Here is a 20,189-nt window from a genome sequence, read left to right on the forward strand (position 1 = left end):
ACGGCAATGGCTTCTTCATTTGCCGCCGACATCCGCCTGCAGATGCGTCAGGATATCGATGAGTTCCGGCGCCATGTCCCGGATTTCCCGCAGATGGATGGCCGTCAGCCGACGCAGGATCTCTTCGGATTTTTCCGTCAGCCGCAGCGTTTGCCGGCGCTTGTCGGCGGGATCGGGATGGCGGGTGACATAGCCGGCATCGATCAGCCGGCCGACCAATTCGGTCGCCGTATGGGGTGCGATCAGCAGCCGTTCCGCCAACATGCCGATGGTCATCGTCTCGTTCTCTGGGTTGCCCTTAATCGCCAGAAGCGCCTGATGCTGCTGCGGCGGCAGTCCCTCCTGATGGGCAGCGGAGGTGCTGAAATCCATGAATTTGCGGAGCGTGTAGCGCAGTGTCGCCAGAGCCTCGTAATCCGCCTGCGATAGCGTTTCATCCAAATCCCGCGCCACTTCCATCTTCCTCACAAATACATTCTGTTTTCAGCCGTTGATTTATATCGCATTACGATATAATTGCCATTGCAGTTTCGGCCAATTTGCCGCCGCGCTTTAGCACAGAAAGCATTCCATGCAGGATATCAACGTACATCATCGGCCCGCCCATGATTTCTCGGGTGGCGCTTCGCGGAAAGACAATGGGGATTTCACGACGGACAAGCGCGTCCTGGTGCTTGCGGCCATGGCGCTGGTCGTGGGCACCGGCGGCGCTCTCTCGGCCTGGGTGCTGATCAACCTCATCGCGCTTGTCACCAACGCCGTCTGGCTGTTCAAGATCAGCGTCGAACCGCTGTCGCTCGGCACCGTCGCCCGCTCCCCCTGGATGGTGGCCGCGCCCATCATCGGTGGCCTCGTCATCGGCCTGATGGCGCGCTACGGCTCGGAAAAGATCCGCGGCCACGGCATTCCGGAAGCGATCGAGGCGATCCTGATCGGCGGCAGCCGCATGTCGCCGAAAGTGGCCGTGCTGAAGCCACTCTCTTCCGCCATCTCGATCGGCACGGGCGGCCCGTTCGGCGCGGAAGGGCCGATCATCATGACCGGCGGCGCCATCGGCTCGCTGTTCGCCCAGTTCTTTCATCTGAGCGCTGCCGAGCGCAAGACGCTGCTGGTCGCGGGCGCCGCCGCCGGCATGACCGCAATCTTCGGCTCGCCCATCGCCGCCGTCATGCTGGCTGTCGAACTGCTGCTGTTCGAATGGAAGCCGCGCAGCTTCATCCCGGTGGTAATCGCATCCTGTGTCTCCATCGCCTGGCGGCCCCTGCTCATTGGCAGCGGCCCGCTCTTTCCGGCCCATTTCGACATGCAGCTAAGCTGGTGGGGCATCCTGCTGGCCGCCGGCCTCGGCATTGTCTCCGGCCTGCAATCCGGCCTTTTGACGACGCTGCTCTACCGCATCGAAGACGCCTTCGAGAAACTGCCTATCCATTGGATGTGGTGGCCCGCACTCGGCGGCCTCGTCGTCGGTCTCGGCGGGCTGATCGAGCCGCGCGCGCTCGGCGTCGGCTATGACATCATCTCCGATCTGCTGAACGACCATGTCGTCGCGATTGCCGTAGTTGCCATTCTCTTGGTCAAGGCCGGTATCTGGCTGGTCGCCTTGTCGTCGGGAACGTCGGGCGGCGTGCTTGCGCCGCTTCTCATCCTCGGCGGCACGCTCGGTTGGCTTATCGGCCTCGTCCTGCCCGGAGATCCCGGCTTTTGGGCGCTGCTCGGCATGGCCGCGATGATGGGCGGCACGATGCGCGCGCCGCTGACCGGCACCTTCTTCGCCATCGAATTGACCGGCGACATGCATGCGCTCGTGCCGCTGCTTGCCGCCACGGTCGCAGCTTACGCGGTCACCGTGTTGCTGTTGAAGCGCTCGATCCTGACGGAAAAGATCGCGCGCCGCGGCCAGCACATCACGCGCGAATACGGCATAGATCCGTTCGAACTGACCCGCGCTGCCGACATCATGATTGCGAAGGTGGATACGCTTCCCGCCGCGATGCAGGCGGCAGAGGCACTAAAGCAGTTGACGGAGCAGCCGGATGCCCATCGCTTTTATCCCGTCGTCGAGACCGACGGGCGTCTAGTCGGCATGATCTCTCGCGCCGATGCCTTGAGATGGCAGGGCCAACCCGATCTCGCCGGCCAGACACTCTATGATCTGATCTCGGATACATCCATTCCGGTCGCTCATCCCGAAGACACGGTTGGCCGCGTCGCCGATATCATGATCCATGCCGATACCGGCCGCGTTCCCGTCGTCGATGAGCGGACCGGCGTCCTTGTCGGCCTCATCGCCCGTAAGGACCTGCTGCGCCTGCGCAGCGCGGCCAACCGCTCTGAATTCGAGCGCGGCGCCTATCTCGGAGCGAAACGTTAAGGGGAGGAGCGGCGTCAGCGGGGCAACAAGAACCCTGCGGCGCTGCCTGTTCTTTAAGGTCGAGAAAGAAAGAGCGATCCACGACGACCGATGGATGTTTACGATCCTGGGCGCCTACAAACGTAGGTGGGCACCGTGTGTCCAGGCCCACGGGCCTGGTCAGGGACAGCTCCCTTTGGATCGAGTATGGCCCCAGGGATTGTGGTTCCTGTCGGGAAGCGCAGACCGCAAATCCTATATAAAGACAATTCTCGCCTTGTACCAGAGGGTGCCACGACGCAATCCCTGTAAATAAAGGAAAGCCTCAGTTCGGCTCGGCACTCGGACGAACCGCCAGTTTCTCGGTGATGCCGCGAATGCGCATCGTCACTTCGTCGATGACGGTCGCGAGCGTCTCCTCGCTGCGGGCATTGGCCGCAAGCACGGTGTCACGGTTGCTGCGCAGGTTTTCGAGTTCGGCTTCCAGCGCCGAGACACGGCGCGTCAATTCCGCCACCTCGTCCATGATCATGATGCCGGCCATGACGGTGACACGCAGATCGCCGATCTCGCCGAACTGGCTCTTCAGATGCATGACATAGCGGTCGAAGCGGGTGGCGAGATCCGTCAGATGCTCTTCCTGCCCTTCTTCGCAGGCCATGCGATAGGCCTTGCCGTCGATCGTTACCGTTACCTGCGCCATCAGACTTTCCGATCATTGCCGCGGATCGCGACGGCTGCGTCCCAAGGGATCAGCGGTCGAGCACGGCTCTTATGGTTTCCATCGCCGTCACAAGCCGGCGCGAGACTTCGCGATTGACTTCTTCGAGCCGGTTCGCCCGGAACTCGGCCTGGTCGAGTTCCTGCGCGAGCCGCGAGCGATCCGCATGCACCCGGCGAACTTCGCCTTCGACATCGCTTTGCGCGCGTTCACGTTCAAACCGCCCGTCGACGGCGCCTTCCAAAGTCGAAAGCGCCTGGCGCAACTGAGCGAGCGCCACATCCACCGTTTTGCCTGAGGGTGTCATGCCTCTCGATTCCCCGTGCAAGGCCCGAATCAAAATATCCGGCCACTCGACTGATTTCGCAACAATATTCAACTCAGCAACTGAACGTCAATAAAGGCCGCCATGCGGCAGGGGGCCTAATCTGTGGATGAAGGTCTCCTTTATGACTTAGGCGGGCTTTGTCTTGCCCATGTCGTCTTTTGTATAAGCCGACGGGCAAATGTCGAAAAATTGCCGCACCACCCCCTGATCGGCCCGTGGATTTATTGACTTGCTCGCCCTAACTGCTATGTCTCAGCCGCCTGAGGCAGTAGTGAAAACGGAGTTTGTAAAGACTTCTCCGTTTCGGCCGCCTTTCAACCGGTGGCCCAGCCTCCCAAGCGTGTGGCCATCCCCCGAACCCGGAACCCTGCGGAAAAACCATGATCTCTCGCGAACAACACGACCGGATGGCGAATGCGATCCGTTTCCTTGCCATGGATGCTGTCGAGAAGGCCAATTCCGGTCACCCCGGTCTACCGATGGGGATGGCGGATGTCGCCACTGTTCTCTTTAGCAAATATCTGCGCTTCGACCCGAAGCATCCGCACTGGCCGAACCGTGACCGCTTCGTGCTTTCGGCCGGCCATGGCTCCATGCTGCTCTATTCGCTGCTGTACTTGACCGGCTATCCGGACATGTCGGTCGAAGACCTCAAGCAATTCCGTCAGCTAGGTTCCAAGACCGCCGGCCATCCGGAATATGGTCATGCCACCGGTATCGAAACCACCACCGGTCCGCTTGGCCAGGGCATTGCCAACTCGGTCGGCATGGCGATCGCCGAGCGCAAGCTGCGTGAAGAATTCGGCGCCGATCTCATGGATCACCATACCTATGTCATGTGCGGCGACGGCTGCCTGATGGAAGGTATCAGCCATGAAGCGATTGCGCTCGCCGGCCACCTGAAGCTGAACAAGCTCATCCTCTTCTGGGACAACAACTCCATCACCATCGACGGCGCTGTTTCGCTTTCGGATTCGACCGATCAGGTCGCCCGCTTCAAGGCCGTTCACTGGAACACGATCGAAGTCGACGGCCATGATCAGGCCGCCATCGGCGCAGCTATCGAGGCCGCTCACCAGTCCGACCGCCCGACGCTGATCGCCTGCAAGACGATCATCGGCTTCGGCGCTCCGAACAAGCAGGGCACCCACAAGGTTCACGGCTCGCCGCTCGGCGCCGAGGAAATCGCAGCCACCCGCGTTGCGCTGAACTGGCCCTATGACGCTTTCGTCATTCCCGACGACCTCCTCACCGAATGGCGCGCTACCGGCGAGCGGTCTGTCGAGACCCGGATCGCCTGGGAAGGCCGCGTCGCGAACGCGGAGGCCGGCAAGAAGGCCGAATTCAACCGCCGCTTTACCGGCGAGCTGCCCGCTGGCTTCGATGCCGCCATCAGCGACTACAAGAAGAAGCTCGCCGAAACCAAGCCGACGCTCGCAACCCGCAAGGCATCGGAAGACGCGCTCGAAGTCATCAACGGCTTCCTGCCGGAAACACTCGGCGGTTCCGCCGACCTGACGCCGTCGAACAACACCAAGACCAGCCAGATGAAGTCGATCACCCCGACCGATTTCTCCGGCCGTTACGTCCACTGGGGCATTCGCGAGCACGGCATGGCCTCCGCCATGAACGGCATCGCGCTGCATGGCGGCCTGATCCCTTACTCCGGCGGCTTCCTCATCTTCTCGGACTATTGCCGTCCGCCGCTGCGTCTCGCCGCGCTGATGGGCATTCGTGCCATCCACGTTCTGACGCATGACTCGATCGGCGTCGGCGAAGACGGCCCGACCCACCAGCCCGTCGAACAGATCGCCGGCCTGCGCGCCATTCCGAACTTCCTGCTGTTCCGTCCGGCTGATGCCACTGAGACGGCGGAATGCTGGCAGCTCGCGATCAAGACGCAGAATCGTCCGTCCGGCCTCGCGCTGACCCGCCAGAACCTGCTCGCTGCGCGCACCGAATACAGCGAGAAGAACCTCTGCGAACAGGGCGCCTACACGCTCGTCGGCAAGGCCGATGCCAAGGTGACGATCTTCGCTTCGGGTTCCGAAGTCGAAATCGCCGTCGCCGCCCGCACAGCGCTGGAAGGCAAGGGTATTTCCACCCGCGTCGTTTCCGTTCCCTGCACGGAACTCTTCTTCGAGCAGCCGGACGCCTATCGCCAGGAAGTGCTCGGCAACTCGCCGGTCAAGATCGCCGTCGAAGCTGCCGTTCGCGAAGGCTGGGACGCATTCATCGGTCCGGAAGGTACCTTTATCGGCATGAAGAGCTTTGGCGCTTCCGCGCCCTACAAGGACGTTTACAAGCATTTCGGCATCACCACGGAAGCGGTTGTCGCCGCCGCCGAGGCAAAGCTTTCCTGAGGGCGTCGAAAGGCGCTCTCCATTTCAATAGAAATACCCTGAGTGAACGGGAGTGAACACACTATGACTGTAAAAGTTGCCATCAACGGTTTCGGCCGCATCGGCCGTAACGTTCTGCGCGCGATCGTCGAATCCGGCCGCACTGACATCGAAGTCGTTGCCATCAACGACCTCGGCCCGGTCGAGACCAATGCCCATCTGCTGCGTTACGATTCCATCCACGGCAAGTTCCCTGCCGAAGTGAAGGTCGAAGGCGACACCATCATCGTTGGCGGCGGCAAGCCGATCAAGGTCACCGCGATCAAGGATCCGGCAACCCTGCCGCATAAGGACCTCGGCGTCGACATCGCCATGGAATGCACGGGCATCTTCACGGCCCGCGACAAGGCCGCCGCTCATCTGACGGCCGGTGCCAAGCGCGTCATCGTTTCGGCTCCTGCTGACGGCGCCGACCTAACCGTCGTTTTCGGCGTCAACCACGACCAGCTCACCAAGGAGCACCTGGTCATCTCCAATGCGTCCTGCACCACGAACTGCCTGGTGCCGGTGGTCAAGGTTCTCGACGACGCCGTCGGCATCGACCACGGCTTCATGACGACCATCCACTCCTACACCGGCGACCAGCCGACGCTCGACACCATGCACAAGGACCTGTACCGCGCCCGCGCCGCGGCCCTGTCCATGATCCCGACCTCGACGGGCGCCGCAAAGGCGGTTGGTCTCGTTCTGCCGCACCTGAAGGGCAAGCTCGACGGCACGTCGATCCGCGTTCCGACCCCGAACGTCTCGGTTGTCGACTTCAAGTTCGTGTCCAAGAAGGCAACGACGGTCGGCGAAATCAACGAAGCCATCAAGGCTGCATCAAACGGCAAGCTGAAGGGCATCCTCGGCTACACCGACGAGCCGCTGGTTTCCCGCGACTTCAACCATGACAGCCACTCGTCGATCTTCGCGACCGACCAGACCAAGGTCATGGAAGGCAACTTCGTGCGCGTCCTGTCCTGGTACGACAACGAATGGGGCTTCTCCAGCCGCATGTCCGACACGGCCGTCGCTTTTGCCAAGCTGATCTGATCATGGCCTTCCGCCCTCTCCTTCCGACGACAGTCCGCTGGCGTCCCATGGAAGGAGACGGGCTGGAGCATCTGACGATCGCTCCCATCGACGCGGCCACCGGCGCAGCCATTCGCGCCTGTGGCACCATCATCGGCGGCCGCGGAGGTTCGCCCTATGGCGTCTTCTACCGCATCGATTGCGCAGCCGACTGGACCGTTCTCTCCTTCTCGATCGAAACCACCGATGGCCGGCGCCTCGCCCTGCTTTCCGACGGCAAAGGACATTGGCACACCGAAGAGGGCGTTGCCCTGCCGCAATTCGACAGCTGCATCGATATCGATCTCTATGGCTCCCCCTTCACCAACAGCCTGCCGATCCGCCGGCTTGAGCTGACGCCCGAAGCTGGAACGGCAAAGCTAGCCATGCTCTATATCCCGTCCGACAGCTTCGTGCCGGTGCGCGATGGCCAGCGCTACACCTGCATCACGCCGGAAAAACTCTATCGCTACGCCGCCGAAGACAGAGCTTTCACCGTCGACCTGCCGGTCGATGCGGATGGCCTGGTGATCGACTATCCGAGCTATTTCAAGCGTGTGGATGTTTGATGCGGCCGATCAAGCTGCGGCCTCAATATCGAACTCGACATGTATCCGATCATAGGGAAAGACGATGCCATCGTCTGTTCTGTCAATCACACCGTTGCGCAGCAAAAGCTCAACATCGGCATGGACGCCTTTGAAATCTCTGTCCACACGACGCGCTACCTCGCGCATGCTAATCGCCCCTTGCCCACTCATGACGCGCAGGATTTCAAGGCGTTTGGGCGCGAGGACGCGGTGCATCAGATCCCATGAAGCAAAGGCAAGGCTCTCATCCGCCGCCGTCTCCTGTCCGGACTCCACAGATTTCCACGCCTCTGCCGCACGGCTCAATGTTTCTTCCAACGTCTCTATTCTGACTTTAAGCGTTGTCATCGAACCATCCTTTCACGTCCTGCATGAAATCGGCGAGCAGTTTGTCGACATTCTCGAAGTGATATGACACCTCAGTATCACCCACATGCTTGTGGTCGCCCTTGCCGGCCTCGTTATCATAGCGCAACACACACGTACCTTCGACGACCAGCGCTAAACGGTATTTTATCGTGTGGAGGCTACCGCGCAGAGGAATTGGCACTTGCCAGATCACAATTTCGAAGAATGCTCCCTCACGGAGTTGGCGCCTTGTCTTCTGGATTAGCTTTGCTTCCATGATGGAATTCATACCATCAGTCGATATCGATGTAAATTATTCCATCATCTAAAAACATCTTGAATCTTCCCTCTCCCTGCCCTGCTATGGTCCAGATTTACAAATAAATTTTTCACAGGAATTCTCCCAAGACGTTCCGGACCGTTTCACTGTTCTGGTGAAACGCATCACATCATGAAGTCGCAATCGTCGGAGCGGGCATCGATCCAGCGCCTTCTCCGAATAATATTTGCATGTACTAATTTTAAGCGTGCGGCGGCATAGTGAGTGGGGAGAATTGCGAACGTTTCGGGCTTCGACCCGGCCAAGGGCGCGCGGGAAAGGGGAAAAAGGAGTGGAGGCATTTTACGTCGTCGTGCTGGTGAGCACGGTCCTAATTCTGTTGGCGGCCTTCTCGAGCCTGCTTGCCTTCCGTTTCGGCGCACCGTTGCTGCTGCTTTTTCTGATGATCGGCTTGATGGCCGGCACGGACGGACTCGGCATCGAATTCAGCAACAACTATCTTGCGTATATTCTCGGCTCGCTTGCGCTGGCCATCATCCTCTTTGATTCCGGATACGGCACGCCCATCCAGGCCTTCAAACTGGCAGCCGCGCCGGCCATGGCTCTGGCGTCTACCGGCGTTCTTGTCACGGCGGCACTCTTCGGCCTCGCTGCCACCTGGCTCCTTGGCTTTACCTGGCTGCAGGGCCTGCTTCTCGGCTCGATCGTGGCTTCGACGGATGCGGCCGCCGTTTTCTTCCTGCTGCGCATCGGCGGCATCAACATCCGCGACAAGGTGCGATCGACGCTGGAAGTCGAATCCGGCACCAATGATCCGATGGCGATCTTCCTGACGCTGGCGCTGGTCGAACTGCTGGCAAGCGGCGAAGGCTATCACGGCCTCAATCTCGTCATGCTCGCCACCTTCCTCCAGCAGATGGGTCTTGGCGTCATCCTCGGCTTGCTCGGCGGCATGATGATCGTGCTGATCGTCAGCCATCTGGAGACCGACCGCGGCCTGACGCCAATCTTCGTGCTGGCGCTCGCCCTTCTCGTCTTCTCCTTTACCGGCGCCGTCGGCGGCAGCGGCTTTCTCGCCGTCTACGTGGCCGGCATTTACGCCGGAAACCGCAAGATGCCGGCTTCGGCCAGCATCAAGCGCTTTCAGGATGGCCTGACCTGGCTGGCGCAAATCATCATGTTCCTCGTCCTCGGGCTGCTCGCCACGCCATCGCAATTTCCGGCAATCGCCCTCCCCGCGGTGGCGCTGGCGCTGTTCCTGATCTTCATCGCCCGGCCGGTCGCCGTCTGGCTCTGTCTGCTGCCTTTCGACTACACGCAACGGGAGACGGGGTTCGTCGCCTGGGTGGGCCTGCGCGGCGCCGTCTCCATCCTGCTCGCCATCATGCCGATCCTCGGCAATCTCGAGGGCGGCCACACCTATTTCAATGTCGCCTTCATCGTCGTGCTGGTGTCGCTGCTGGTTCAAGGCTGGACGATCAAACCGATGGCGCGTCGGCTCGGCCTCATCGTGCCGCCGCGCATGGGCGCAGTCGACAAAGTCGAGGTCGACCTCCCGGGCACGGTCAATCATGAGCTGCTTTCCTATCGCGTCGTCAAGGATAGTCCGGTTCTGCGCGGCGAACGCATTCCGCGCTGGGCCATGCCGTCGCTCGTCGTGCGGGACGGCAAGTCGATGCGCTATCAATATGCCGGGCGCCTGCGCGAGAACGATCTCGTCTATCTCTTCATCTCACCCAGCTATTCGCGCCTTCTCGACCGCCTGTTCGCCAGCCGCGCGCCGGTCGATCCGGATGATGCCGATTTCTTCGGCGCCTTCTCGATCTCGCCGCTGCGCCCTGCCGCCGATCTCGACGCGGCCTATGGACCAGGGCTTCTGAGCGAAGCGGAAAAGGGGCTGACCATCGCCGAGCTTATGCGTCAGCGCCTCGGCGGCAAGGCCGATTACGCCGATCGTGTCCGTCTGGGCGAGATTATCCTCATCGTCCGCGATCTCGATGAGAATGACCATATCCAGTCGGTCGGCATGTCGCTGGAAGCGCTGGAACCGCCGACGATCCTGCCGATTTTCATCAATCTCCACGATATTTTGAATGGTATTCGCGGCTTCCTGCGCCGGCGCCGCGAACACGCCGAAGAGGTGGTTTCAACCGATTCCAATACCGGCAAAAACGACGCCTGAACGCCTTGCGTCTCGCATCATCCGTAGTATGGTCGGCGCACTTCGCGGTACCAACAGCATTGGATCCTCCTCATGGCAGCCTTCAAAACCCTCGACAATCTCACCGACATCACCGGCAAGCGCGTGCTCGTGCGCGTCGACCTCAATGTGCCGGTCAAGGACGGCAAAGTCACCGATGCAACCCGTATCGAGCGCGTGGCACCGACCATTCTGGAATTGTCCAAAAAGGGCGCCAAGGTCATCCTGCTTGCCCATTTCGGCCGCCCGAAGGATGGCCCGTCGCCGGATCTGTCGCTTTCCCTGATCATCCCCGCAGTCGAAAAAGTGCTCGATCACGCCGTTCTCTTCGCATCCGATTGCATCGGCGCTCCGGCGGCCGACGCCATCGCCAAGATGAACGCTGGCGATATTCTACTGCTCGAAAACACCCGCTTCCATAAGGAAGAAGAGAAAAACGACGCTGCTTTTACGGAAAAGCTGGCTGCCAACGGCGATATCTACGTCAACGACGCCTTTTCCGCCGCTCATCGCGCCCATTCCTCGACCGAGGGCCTTGCAAATCACCTCCCCGCCTATGCTGGCCGCACCATGCAGGCTGAGCTGGAAGCGCTGGAAAAAGGCCTCGGCAACCCGGCCCGGCCGGTCGTCGCCATTGTCGGCGGCGCCAAGGTCTCGACCAAGATCGACCTGCTGATGAACCTGGTGAAGAAGGTCGACGCGCTGGTGATCGGCGGCGGCATGGCCAACACCTTCCTCGCCGCCCGCGGCACCAATGTCGGCAAGTCGCTGTGCGAGCATGATCTGGCCGAGACTGCCAAGCAGATCATGATCGAAGCCGCCACGTCGGGCTGCGCCATCGTGCTGCCGGAAGACGGCGTCATCGCCCGCGAATTCAAGGCAGGCGCGGACAATGAAGTCGTTTCGATCGACGCCATTCCGGCCGATGCCATGGTCCTCGATGTCGGCCCGAAATCGGTCGAAGCCGTCAACGCCTGGATCGCGCGCGCAACGACGCTGGTCTGGAACGGCCCGCTCGGCGCCTTCGAAATCACGCCCTTCGACGCTGCTACGGTCGCGGCCGCCAAATATGCCGCCGAATGCACCAAGGCCGGCAAGCTGACCTCGGTTGCCGGCGGCGGCGATACCGTCTCCGCTCTGAACCATGCCGGCGTTGCCGACGATTTCACCTATGTCTCGACGGCGGGCGGCGCCTTCCTCGAATGGATGGAAGGCAAGGTCCTGCCGGGCGTCGCTGTTCTCCATACCGAAAAATAAACAGCCGTATTTCATACGAAAAAGGAGAGCTGCGAGCCGGACTTTCGCAGCTTTCCACAGGATGCTAAAGTGATAGTCCAAACTTTCAAACGGTTGAAATCATTTCAATCGTTTCAATAATTTAGCTGCCCATTTCCCTCTATATTCACTTCTGTTATCGCCGACTTATATGACCCGTCGCTGACTGAAAACGCCTTGGAGAACGAAAATGAGCGAACGACTTGAAGACATTGCCGTAAAGATGGTGGCCGGTGGCAAAGGCCTGCTGGCGGCTGACGAATCCACCGCCACGATCAAGAAACGTCTCGACACGATCGCTCTCGCTTCCACCGAAGAGAGCCGGCGCGACTACCGCGAAATGCTCTTCCGCTCTGACGAGGCGATGAAGAAGTATATCTCCGGTGTCATCCTCTATGAGGAAACCCTCTTCCAGAAGGCTGCCGACGGCACGCCTTTCGTCGACATCATCCGCGCTGCCGACAGCATTCCCGGCATCAAGGTCGACACCGGCGCCAAGCCGATGGCCGGCTTCCCGGGCGAAACCATCACCGAAGGCCTCGACGGTCTCGGTGACCGCCTGGCGAAATACTACGATGCCGGTGCCCGCTTCGCCAAATGGCGTGGCGTGATCGCCGTTTCCGACGCCCTGCCGACCTACGGCTCGGTCAGGGCCAATGCCCATGCGCTGGCCCGCTACGCCGCTCTCTGCCAGCAGGCGAAGATCGTGCCGATCGTCGAGCCGGAAGTCCTGATGGACGGCGAACCCGGCACGCACGATCTCGCCCGTAGCGAGGAAATCACCCGCTGGACGCTGCAGATCGTCTTCCAGGAACTCGCCGAAGCCCGCATCAAACTCGAAGGCATGATCCTGAAGCCGAGCATGGTCATCGACGGCAAGAAGGCACGCAAGGCATCGGTCGAACAGGTCGCCGAGGCCACCGTCAGGGTTCTGAAGGAAACCGTTCCCTCCGCCGTCCCCGGCATCGCCTTCCTCTCCGGCGGCCAGTCGCCGGAAGAAGCAACCGCGCATCTCTCCGCCATCAACGGCTACGACCTGCCTTGGCACGTCACCTTCTCCTACGGCCGCGCCCTGCAGGACGCCTCGCTGAAGGCCTGGGGCGGCAAGCCGGAAAACGTCGCCGCCGGCCAGCGCGCCTTCACCCACCGCGCCGAGATGAACTATCTCGCCGCTAAGGGTAGCTGGACCAAGGACAGCGAAAAGGCTGCCTGATCTGACGTAACGCGTTGACGAGAAGCCCCTATCGCGATGCGATGGGGCTTTTTGTCTTTACCAATGTTGTCCATATGCCCGAAAAGCCCCTCATCCGGCCTATCGGCCACCTTCTCCCCGCCCGCGGGGAGAAGGGGATAGACGCGCCCACAGCCTTCCATCCCGGCAATGGTACAGACATAAATCCGAGGTCGTCCCCTCTCCCCGTCAAAACGGGGAGAGAGCTAGGGTGAGGGGCAACCCCGGAAAGAAAGCCGGTCGCGAAGTTGTCACCGGCACAAGTTCCCGCTTTCGTGCTCAGTCAAACAGCGGCTAAATCCCTGCAGTTCTGCCGTAGCTCGGGAGCAGCCTATGAACGCCGTCGCCTATGTCACCACCGATGTCTTCACCTCCGAACGCTTCGCCGGCAACCCGCTCGCCGTTATCCCGGATGCGCGCGGTTTGAGCGACGAGGCGTTGCAGAAGATCGCGACGGAGGTCAATTATTCCGAAGTGACCTTCGTTCTTCCGCCAGAGAATCCCGACAATACGGCGCGTGTCCGCATCTTCACGCCAACCAAGGAAATCCCCTTTGCTGGCCATCCGAATGTCGGGACGGCTTTCGTGCTCGGGCGGCAAACGGAGATATTCGGAAAGACGCCGGGTGACAGGCTTCTCTTCGAAGAGAAAGCCGGGCTGGTGGATGTGGAACTGCTGCGCAATGGCAATGAGGTAAGCGGCGCGAAGATACGGGCGCCCGGCGCGTTGCAAGTCGGCAGCGCCATCGCCGGCGATCTCGTTGCTCGCTGCGTTCAGCTCGATCCCGCATCCATCCGTCACACGACGCATGGCCCGACATTCGCCTCCGTCGGGCTGCTCTTCGCCTTCGCCGAAGTGGATGGTCTCGAAACCCTCGGCAAGGCCCGCCCGAACGCCGCCGTTTTCGCGGAAGCGGCCGCCCGCCATGAGGACGAGAAGACCGATTTTTCGCTGTTCCTCTATACGCGCTCGGCCGAAAAACCCCAGCATATCCGCGCCCGCATGTTCGCGCCGCTGGATGGTGTTCTCGAAGATCCGGCAACCGGCAGCGCCTCCGCCGCACTCGGCGCCTATCTCACCTCGTTGCTGCCTAAAGCCGACGCGGAAGTGCAGATCACCATCGAACAGGGCGTGGAAATGGGCCGGCGCAGCCTGATTAACCTCGATGTCAGGAAATCCGCCGGCTCCGTCGCCGACGTCTTCATCTCTGGCGACTGTGTCAGCGTCATGCGCGGCGAAGTCACATTCTAAAGCTCGTCGCGATCTTTCAGATTCGCTCCCACGCTTTAGCTCCTTGTTTGTGCATGTCGTTTTCGCAAAACCGCCGCACACTTTTGCGCGACATGCACTAGCCGTCGACGCCCCGCCTTCAAGCTCATGCGTTAAAATGTCTCGTTGATGACCAAAGCGATCGTCCAGATTGCGAAGGCAATCACGGCGATCTTCCAGAAATCGGCACGCCGTTTGAGGCCGGGAAGGCCCAGCGGCTTGATGATTTGCACCGCCATGGCCAGCAACAGCAGCACCGCGATCACTTTTGTCACGGTATTTTTCCCCGTTTGCGCAAGAGTGAGCATGGCTTTTTCGAAAACCACTGCGCAGTTTTCACGATCATGCTCTATTCGTCATAGGACGGACATTTTTCCGCGCCAACAGACTGTTTCTACACGCCGATAACGGCAATCCGGGGCACAATCAATAGCGAAAACTGGCAGGGCTTTGTCCTGCCTTATCGGTTCTTTAAGCGGAACCGCATGAAAGTGGGAACATGAAGAGAAATATTTTACCCGTTCTTGCCCTGCTTTTCGGTACGCTCTTCCTATTCACCGGCAATGGCCTGCACAGCCTGCTTCTGCCGGTGCGCGGCACAGCCGAGGGTTACGCCACGACGACACTCGGCCTGCTCGGCACGACCTGGGCGACCGGCTTCGTGCTCGGCTGCCTGACGGCGCCGAAACTGGTCCGGCGCATCGGCCATGTCCGCGCCTTTTCCGGTTTCATCGCCGTCATTGCCATCATCGCGCTGCTGACCGGCATCATCGTCGACGCCACCTGGTGGGTGTTGCTGCGCGCCGTTACCGGCTTCTGCACAGCCGGCACCTCGATGATCATCGAAAGCTGGCTCAACGAACGCGCCACCAATGAAAGCCGCGGCGCCATCTTCTCGCTTTATATCGGCATCACGTTGATCGGCGCCGTCGCCGGCCAGATGATGATCCCCTTCGAGGATATTCACACGCCGATCCTCTTCATGTTCTGCGGCATCTGCTATTGCGTCGCCATGCTGCCGACGACGCTCTCGACAGCCGCTTCGCCGCAGCCGCTGAAAGCCGTCAGCCTGGATCTGAAGGCGCTCTATCGCAATTCGCCTGTCGCCTCCATCGGCATCCTGCTGGTCGGCATCGCCAATGGTGCCTACGGTACGCTCGGCGCCGTCTTCGGCGCCAATGCCGGTCTCTCGGATGGTAATATCGCACTGATGATGAGCTCGACCATCTTTGCCGGCGCCGTGATGCAGTTTCCGGCAGGCCGTCTTTCCGATCGCATCGACCGCCGCTACGTGCTGGCTGGTATGGCCGCGATTGCAGCCATCGACGGGCTGCTGCTTTTCCTGTTGCAGCCGACCGGTCCTCTTTTCCTGATCGGCATGGTGGTCATCTATGGCGCCGTCGCCAACACGCTCTATCCGATCACCGTCGCCCATGCCAACGACTTCGCCGCACCTGAGGATTTCGTGAAGGTCTCCGGCGGCCTGTTGCTGCTCTACGGTATCGGCACGATCATCGGCCCGACGCTCGGCGGTCCCGTCATGTCCGCCATCGGCCCTTACTCGCTGTTCTTCGTCACCGCTGTCGCCCATGTGCTGATCACGACCTACGCGATCTTCCGCAGCCGCATGCGCGCCGCCAAGCCCGCCAGCGATCGCGACGCCTACACCACGATGCCTTCGGCGAATGCGCAGATGATCACGCCGGAAAGCATGTCGCTGGCGCGCAGCGAGGCTTCGAAAAAGGAAGATATGACGGTAAACTACGGCACATGAGCCGCCGGGGTGACAAGGCGACGGCAAGAAGGAGGAGACAGATGAGCATTTTCGATGATGACCGCCCGAAGAAGCCGTCCGCGCACGAAATCGGCAGCGATTTGTCGCTGCTCTCCGTCGACGAGCTCAGGGCGCGCGTCGCACTGATGCAGGCGGAGATCGCCCGGCTGGAAGCCGAGATCGCCACCAAGGCGTCCGGCCGTCAGGCCGCCGAAAACCTGTTCCGCTCGTAAGCCTGCATCAGCGCAGATTTGTGCGATCGAAGTACAGATTGAGACATGTTCAACGGAATATTAAGCTTTACGACATATTACTATGACCATCCAGATTTGCTCTGGACTCAGACAGTTCCTCCACTTGGCGAATTGGTCTGATTTTTCTCCCTGTTTTACCTTGAGAGCCGCTTTTGCGGCTCTTCTTTTTCGCCTCGACGCAGCGCGCCCGACGAAACTGTGGAGATTAACCCTTTCTTAAGAATCGCCTTGCGAATTTCAGTTAAAACCACCATCTTGAAGTCATAAGAGCGGACCCGAGAGTTCTTCTGAACTTGAGCGGATTTTCCTGAACAAAAGTGTTGCGTGAAGCAGGGATTATTTCGATGTCGGAACTTGGTTTGAATACCATCAGCTTTGCTGGCCATGCAGCTTCGTCGGCGCAGTTCAGGATGCTTTATTCCGAAGGCATGGCGCTGGTTGAAGAAACCGCGGCTTACCTCGACGGTCAGGGCCGTGCCGCTTCCAAGGTTCTTCCGCGCATGGCCTCCGTGCTTTATGCGGCTGAATCCATGCGCCTGACCACCCGCCTCATGCAGATGGCCTCGTGGCTGCTGCTGCAGCGCGCCGTCAACAACGGTGAAATGTCGCGGGATCAGGTGCTGGCTGAAAAGAACAAGGTCCGTCTCGACGGCTTCAACGTCGACCGCAACGCACCCGGCTGGAACGACCTTCCGGAAGCCTTCCGTGACCTCGTCGAGCGCTCCTTGCGCCTTCAGAATCGCGTCGCCCTGCTCGACCGCGAGATCTATCGCCCGACGGAAGCTCCGATCGTTCCGGACAACCAGAACAGCGTCAAAGCGCAGCTCAGCCTGCTGCAGACGGCATTTGGAAATACCTGAATTCAGTAGCCTATGGCTGACGAATAAACCGGTCGTGTTCTGCACAGCCGGTTTTATTTTGTTTGGTCGGAAGACGAATGGCAGCGATGGGCCTGACAAGACAACAAAAAAGCCCGGCAAAACCGGGCTCTTTCAAAATACCAAATCTCGAAGCGATTAGATGCCGAGGCCGCCGAAACGCTTGTTGAACTTGGAAACGCGGCCGCCGCGGTCCATGAGCTGCTGGTTGCCGCCGGTCCAGGCCGGGTGAGACTTGCTGTCGATTTCGAGGTTCATGACAGCGCCTTCCGAACCCCAGGTCGAGCGGGTTTCGTATTCGGTGCCGTCGGTCATGACCACCTTGATCGTGTGGTAGTCGGGATGGATGTTGGCCTTCATAACAATCTTCCTGTCATGCCAGGGTCCATTTGTCGCAAGCCATTGCGGCAACCGAACCGATTGAATAAATGAAGCCGCAGTCCGATTGAGGCCACGGCTTCCAATTAAGATGGCGTGCCTATACATGAAGGCAGCAAGGATAACAAGGGGCGAAAGAGCGAAGTCCCTTGCTGATATGGGGATTGGAGACGACTTGTCAGAGACGGCCCAGGCAGACGAGAAAAAACGCAGATCCATTCGGCCGCTTAGCCGCCTGGCACCCTATCTCAGGCGCTATCGCGGCATGGTGCTGGGCGCGCTGATCGCCCTGACCGTTGCTGCCGTCACCTCCCTCGCTTTGCCGCTTGCCGTGCGGCGCATGATCGACCATGGCTTCGATCAGTCCGATCGCGGTCTCATCGACAGCTATTTCGCCGCGATGATGGCTATGGCCGTCATCCTCGCGATCGCAAGCGCGCTGCGCTATTATTTTGTCATTACCATTGGTGAGCGCATCGTCTCTGATATGCGCCGCGAAGTCTTCGATCATGTGACGCGGCTGTCGCCCTCCTTCTTCGATGTCAATCAATCCGGCGAGATCGTCTCGCGGCTGACGGCCGACACGACGCAGATCAAGTCTGCTGTCGGCGCAACGGCTTCGGTGGCGCTGCGCAATCTCATTCTCTGTCTTGGCGCCGTGGGCATGATGATCGTCACCAGCCCGAAGCTATCGAGCATCGTGCTGATTGCCATTCCGGTCATCGTGCTGCCACTCGTCAGCTTCGGTCGCTCCGTGCGCAAGCGCTCGCGCGCCGCACAGGATACGCTCGCCAATGCATCCGCCTATGCGAACGAAACCATCGCCGCCAGCCGCACCATCCAGGCCTTTAACGGCGAGGCGGCGGCAGCGCAGCGCTATGGCGCCGCGGTCGAGGATGCCTATCAGGCGGCGCGTGCTGCGATCAAATCCCGCTCGCTGCTGACCGGCTTTGCCATCACCATGGTCTTCGGCAGCATCGTTGCCGTGCTTTGGGTCGGCGCGCAGAATGTTCTGGCCGGAACGATGTCGGCGGGAACGCTTGGCCAGTTCCTCCTCTACTCCGTGATCGCCGGCACGTCGCTCGGCTCGCTGTCGGAAGTCTGGGGCGAGCTGTCACAAGCCGCGGGCGCGGCTGATCGCTTGGGCGAACTTCTGGCTGAAGTCTCGCCGATCGCCGTCCCCGCCGATCCGCTGCTCCTGCCCCAGCCGCCGCAGGGCCGCGTGGAATTCTCCGACGTACATTTCTCCTATCCGTCGCGGCCGGGCAAATCGGCGCTGCATGGCCTCTCGCTTTCCGTCAAGCCGGGCGAGACCGTGGCGATCGTCGGCCCTTCCGGTGCCGGCAAGAGCACGGTCTTCTCGCTGCTGCTGCGCTTCTATGATCCGCAACAGGGTAGCGTCGCCATCGACGGCATCGACGCCCGTCGCGTCTTGCCCGATGCCCTGCGTGACCGCATCGCCATCGTGCCGCAGGACACGACCATTTTCGCCGCCTCTATCCATGACAACATTGCCTTCGGCCGCCCCGAAGCCTCCCGCGACGAGGTCCGCGCCGCAGCGATCGCCGCTCAGGCGGATGAGTTCATCTCGCGGCTGGACAAAGGTTACGACACGAACGTCGGCGAGCGCGGCATTACCCTTTCCGGCGGCCAGCGCCAGCGCATCGCCATTGCCCGCGCCATCCTGAAGAATGCGCCGATCCTGCTGCTCGACGAAGCGACATCGGCACTCGACGCAGAGAGCGAAACGCTGGTGCAGAAGGCACTCGATGGCCTGATGGAAACGCGCACCACCCTCGTCATCGCCCATCGCCTGGCAACGGTTCTGAAGGCCGACCGCATCCTGGTGCTCGATCAGGGCCGCATCGTCGAAGAAGGCACGCATCAAAGCCTGATCCATCATGGCGGCATCTACGCCAAACTGGCGCGGCTGCAATTCGACGCCGGCATCGAGGACCGCATGCTTGCCGTCAAATGACGAGGGATCAAGCAAGCTGAATACAACAGGTGGAAATAGCTTTAAAGTTGCGCTAGATTTTTGGCGTTATCTCGCGCTGACGCGATTCTAGGAGACGGGAACCATGTATAAATTTGAAGTCTACAAGGACAAGGCTGGCGAATTCCGCTTCCGGTTCAAGGCCTCGAACGGCGAAACCATGTTTGCCTCCGAAGGCTACAAGGCGAAGGCTTCGGCCCTCCACGCCATTGAATCGATCAAGTCCCATGTCGGCGCTGCCGCTATCGACGACCAGACCACTGCCTAAGACTTCGCGTCGAGCACTATAGCCTTCCACGGCCGGTCGCCTTCGGGCGCACCGGCCGTTTTCGTTTGCCCATCAAAAAAATTTCGGAAAATCTGCTCCGGTCTGTCGAAATCGGCCTCGCTCGCGGCTCATGGTATTGAAACGGGCATGAAGCCGTTTCGCCGGCGGCGTTGCACATTTTAGCATTTGCTCCTTAGATGCAGCGTCCAGTCCGGCTTACCGCCAACACAGCCAGCAGGAGTTTCCCCATGGAATATGCGTTGATCATCCGTGAATCGGCCGAGGATTTTAAGCGGCGCGAGGATCCCGCCTACAAGAATGGCTGGATCGCCTATACCCAGGCGCTTATCCAGGCCGGCATCATGACCGGCGGTGCCGGATTGACCCAGCCGGAAACCGCAACGGTCGTGCGCCGCCGCGGCGAAGACCACGATGTGCAGGACGGTCCCTTCCCGGAAGGTAAGGAGCAGCTCGGCGGCTTCTATCTGATCGATGTTCCGAATCTCGACGCCGCTTTGGAATGGGCCGGGCGCGTGCCGATCTCTCAGCAGGGATCCGTCGAAGTACGGCCGCGCCTGAAAATGTGAGATGGCC

21 protein-coding genes and 1 other RNA gene are annotated in these 20,189 nt (G+C 60.5%); 14 read left to right on the forward strand and 8 right to left on the reverse strand.

Going from position 1 to position 20,189, the window contains the following annotated elements; all coding sequences use genetic code 11:
* Positions 1 to 15: 15 nt before the first annotated feature.
* Entirely contained in the window at positions 16 to 453 is a 438-nt protein-coding gene (locus GGD50_RS07290; RefSeq protein ID WP_245407506.1) for a MarR family winged helix-turn-helix transcriptional regulator, read from the reverse strand.
* A 118-nt stretch (positions 454 to 571) separates the two neighbouring features.
* On the opposite strand from GGD50_RS07290, the gene GGD50_RS07295 reads away from it, so the two are divergent.
* Positions 572 to 2,371 carry a chloride channel protein gene (locus GGD50_RS07295; protein ID WP_107109121.1) on the forward strand — a complete coding sequence of 600 codons (1,800 nt, stop codon included), beginning with the start codon at positions 572 to 574 and terminating at the stop codon, positions 2,369 to 2,371.
* A 71-nt stretch (positions 2,372 to 2,442) separates the two neighbouring features.
* Here GGD50_RS07295 and ssrS read toward each other — a convergent pair.
* The 3 genes from ssrS to GGD50_RS07310 all read right to left on the reverse strand — a co-directional run bounded on the left by ssrS (position 2,443) and on the right by GGD50_RS07310 (position 3,378).
* A non-coding RNA gene (ssrS, locus tag GGD50_RS07300) (6S RNA) lies at positions 2,443 to 2,601 on the reverse strand.
* A gap of 74 nt (positions 2,602 to 2,675) precedes the next feature.
* Positions 2,676 to 3,053 (reverse strand): cell division protein ZapA, encoded by a 378-nt coding sequence (locus GGD50_RS07305; protein ID WP_107109122.1) that lies wholly within the window; start codon positions 3,051 to 3,053, stop codon positions 2,676 to 2,678.
* A gap of 49 nt (positions 3,054 to 3,102) precedes the next feature.
* The gene (locus tag GGD50_RS07310; RefSeq protein WP_107109123.1) at positions 3,103 to 3,378 is read right to left on the reverse strand and encodes a DUF4164 domain-containing protein; all 276 of its coding nucleotides are present in this window, start codon (positions 3,376 to 3,378) and stop codon (positions 3,103 to 3,105) included.
* Positions 3,379 to 3,779: 401 nt separating this feature from the next.
* Here GGD50_RS07310 and tkt point away from each other — a divergent pair, with 401 nt between their 5' ends.
* From tkt to GGD50_RS07325, 3 genes are all read left to right on the forward strand, one after another.
* Positions 3,780 to 5,762: a transketolase gene (gene tkt / locus GGD50_RS07315; RefSeq protein WP_107109124.1), complete on the forward strand. Its 1,983-nt coding sequence runs from the start codon at positions 3,780 to 3,782 to the stop codon at positions 5,760 to 5,762.
* A 63-nt stretch (positions 5,763 to 5,825) separates the two neighbouring features.
* Entirely contained in the window at positions 5,826 to 6,836 is a 1,011-nt protein-coding gene (gene gap, locus GGD50_RS07320; RefSeq protein ID WP_107109125.1) for a type I glyceraldehyde-3-phosphate dehydrogenase, read from the forward strand.
* A gap of 2 nt (positions 6,837 to 6,838) precedes the next feature.
* The gene (locus GGD50_RS07325; RefSeq protein ID WP_107109126.1) at positions 6,839 to 7,423 is read left to right on the forward strand and encodes a putative glycolipid-binding domain-containing protein; all 585 of its coding nucleotides are present in this window, start codon (positions 6,839 to 6,841) and stop codon (positions 7,421 to 7,423) included.
* A 9-nt stretch (positions 7,424 to 7,432) separates the two neighbouring features.
* On the opposite strand, the gene GGD50_RS07330 is transcribed toward GGD50_RS07325, so the two are convergent.
* Positions 7,433 to 7,792, reverse strand: coding sequence for an HVO_A0114 family putative DNA-binding protein (locus GGD50_RS07330; RefSeq protein ID WP_107109127.1), 360 nt, complete (start codon positions 7,790 to 7,792; stop codon positions 7,433 to 7,435).
* Positions 7,779 to 8,069 (reverse strand): toxin-antitoxin system TumE family protein, encoded by a 291-nt coding sequence (locus GGD50_RS07335; protein ID WP_107109461.1) that lies wholly within the window; start codon positions 8,067 to 8,069, stop codon positions 7,779 to 7,781. Before GGD50_RS07335 ends, GGD50_RS07330 begins: the two co-directional genes overlap by 14 nt.
* 334 nt (positions 8,070 to 8,403) lie before the next feature.
* Here GGD50_RS07335 and GGD50_RS07340 point away from each other — a divergent pair, with 334 nt between their 5' ends.
* The 4 genes from GGD50_RS07340 (at position 8,404) to GGD50_RS07355 (ending at position 14,029) form a co-directional block, all read left to right on the forward strand.
* Entirely contained in the window at positions 8,404 to 10,254 is a 1,851-nt protein-coding gene (locus tag GGD50_RS07340; RefSeq protein ID WP_107109128.1) for a potassium/proton antiporter, read from the forward strand.
* A 72-nt stretch (positions 10,255 to 10,326) separates the two neighbouring features.
* Positions 10,327 to 11,529: a phosphoglycerate kinase gene (locus GGD50_RS07345; RefSeq protein WP_107109129.1), complete on the forward strand. Its 1,203-nt coding sequence runs from the start codon at positions 10,327 to 10,329 to the stop codon at positions 11,527 to 11,529.
* A gap of 208 nt (positions 11,530 to 11,737) precedes the next feature.
* A complete protein-coding gene (locus GGD50_RS07350; RefSeq protein ID WP_107109130.1) occupies positions 11,738 to 12,760 on the forward strand; it encodes a class I fructose-bisphosphate aldolase in 1,023 nt (340 codons plus the stop codon).
* Positions 12,761 to 13,111: 351 nt separating this feature from the next.
* Positions 13,112 to 14,029, forward strand: coding sequence for a PhzF family phenazine biosynthesis protein (locus tag GGD50_RS07355; protein WP_107109132.1), 918 nt, complete (start codon positions 13,112 to 13,114; stop codon positions 14,027 to 14,029).
* A gap of 131 nt (positions 14,030 to 14,160) precedes the next feature.
* On the opposite strand, the gene GGD50_RS07360 is transcribed toward GGD50_RS07355, so the two are convergent.
* Complete coding sequence (locus GGD50_RS07360; RefSeq protein WP_183937679.1) at positions 14,161 to 14,322, reverse strand: hypothetical protein; 162 nt, start codon at positions 14,320 to 14,322, stop codon at positions 14,161 to 14,163.
* A gap of 224 nt (positions 14,323 to 14,546) precedes the next feature.
* Here GGD50_RS07360 and GGD50_RS07365 point away from each other — a divergent pair, with 224 nt between their 5' ends.
* The 3 genes from GGD50_RS07365 (at position 14,547) to rcdA (ending at position 16,935) form a co-directional block, all read left to right on the forward strand.
* Positions 14,547 to 15,821, forward strand: a complete 1,275-nt coding sequence (locus GGD50_RS07365) for an MFS transporter (protein WP_107109134.1) — start codon at positions 14,547 to 14,549, stop codon at positions 15,819 to 15,821.
* A gap of 41 nt (positions 15,822 to 15,862) precedes the next feature.
* Entirely contained in the window at positions 15,863 to 16,054 is a 192-nt protein-coding gene (locus tag GGD50_RS07370) for a DUF1192 domain-containing protein (RefSeq protein WP_107109135.1), read from the forward strand.
* Between the two features lie 365 nt (positions 16,055 to 16,419).
* A complete protein-coding gene (rcdA, locus tag GGD50_RS07375; RefSeq protein WP_107109136.1) occupies positions 16,420 to 16,935 on the forward strand; it encodes a protease adaptor protein RcdA in 516 nt (171 codons plus the stop codon).
* A gap of 156 nt (positions 16,936 to 17,091) precedes the next feature.
* Here the strand turns inward: rcdA and rpmE are convergent, their stop codons facing one another.
* A complete protein-coding gene (rpmE, locus tag GGD50_RS07380; protein ID WP_104824196.1) occupies positions 17,092 to 17,313 on the reverse strand; it encodes a 50S ribosomal protein L31 in 222 nt (73 codons plus the stop codon).
* A gap of 193 nt (positions 17,314 to 17,506) precedes the next feature.
* Here rpmE and GGD50_RS07385 point away from each other — a divergent pair, with 193 nt between their 5' ends.
* The 3 genes from GGD50_RS07385 to GGD50_RS07395 all read left to right on the forward strand — a co-directional run bounded on the left by GGD50_RS07385 (position 17,507) and on the right by GGD50_RS07395 (position 20,182).
* The gene (locus GGD50_RS07385) at positions 17,507 to 19,309 is read left to right on the forward strand and encodes an ABC transporter transmembrane domain-containing protein (RefSeq protein ID WP_107109137.1); all 1,803 of its coding nucleotides are present in this window, start codon (positions 17,507 to 17,509) and stop codon (positions 19,307 to 19,309) included.
* 103 nt (positions 19,310 to 19,412) lie between these two features.
* Positions 19,413 to 19,595, forward strand: coding sequence for a YegP family protein (locus GGD50_RS07390; RefSeq protein WP_107109138.1), 183 nt, complete (start codon positions 19,413 to 19,415; stop codon positions 19,593 to 19,595).
* A gap of 248 nt (positions 19,596 to 19,843) precedes the next feature.
* A complete protein-coding gene (locus tag GGD50_RS07395; RefSeq protein ID WP_107109139.1) occupies positions 19,844 to 20,182 on the forward strand; it encodes a YciI family protein in 339 nt (112 codons plus the stop codon).
* Positions 20,183 to 20,189 lie beyond the last annotated feature (7 nt).

The sequence above is a fragment of the Martinezella paranaensis genome (genome assembly GCF_014200235.1).
In the GTDB taxonomy this organism is placed as follows: domain Bacteria; phylum Pseudomonadota; class Alphaproteobacteria; order Rhizobiales; family Rhizobiaceae; genus Rhizobium; species Rhizobium paranaense.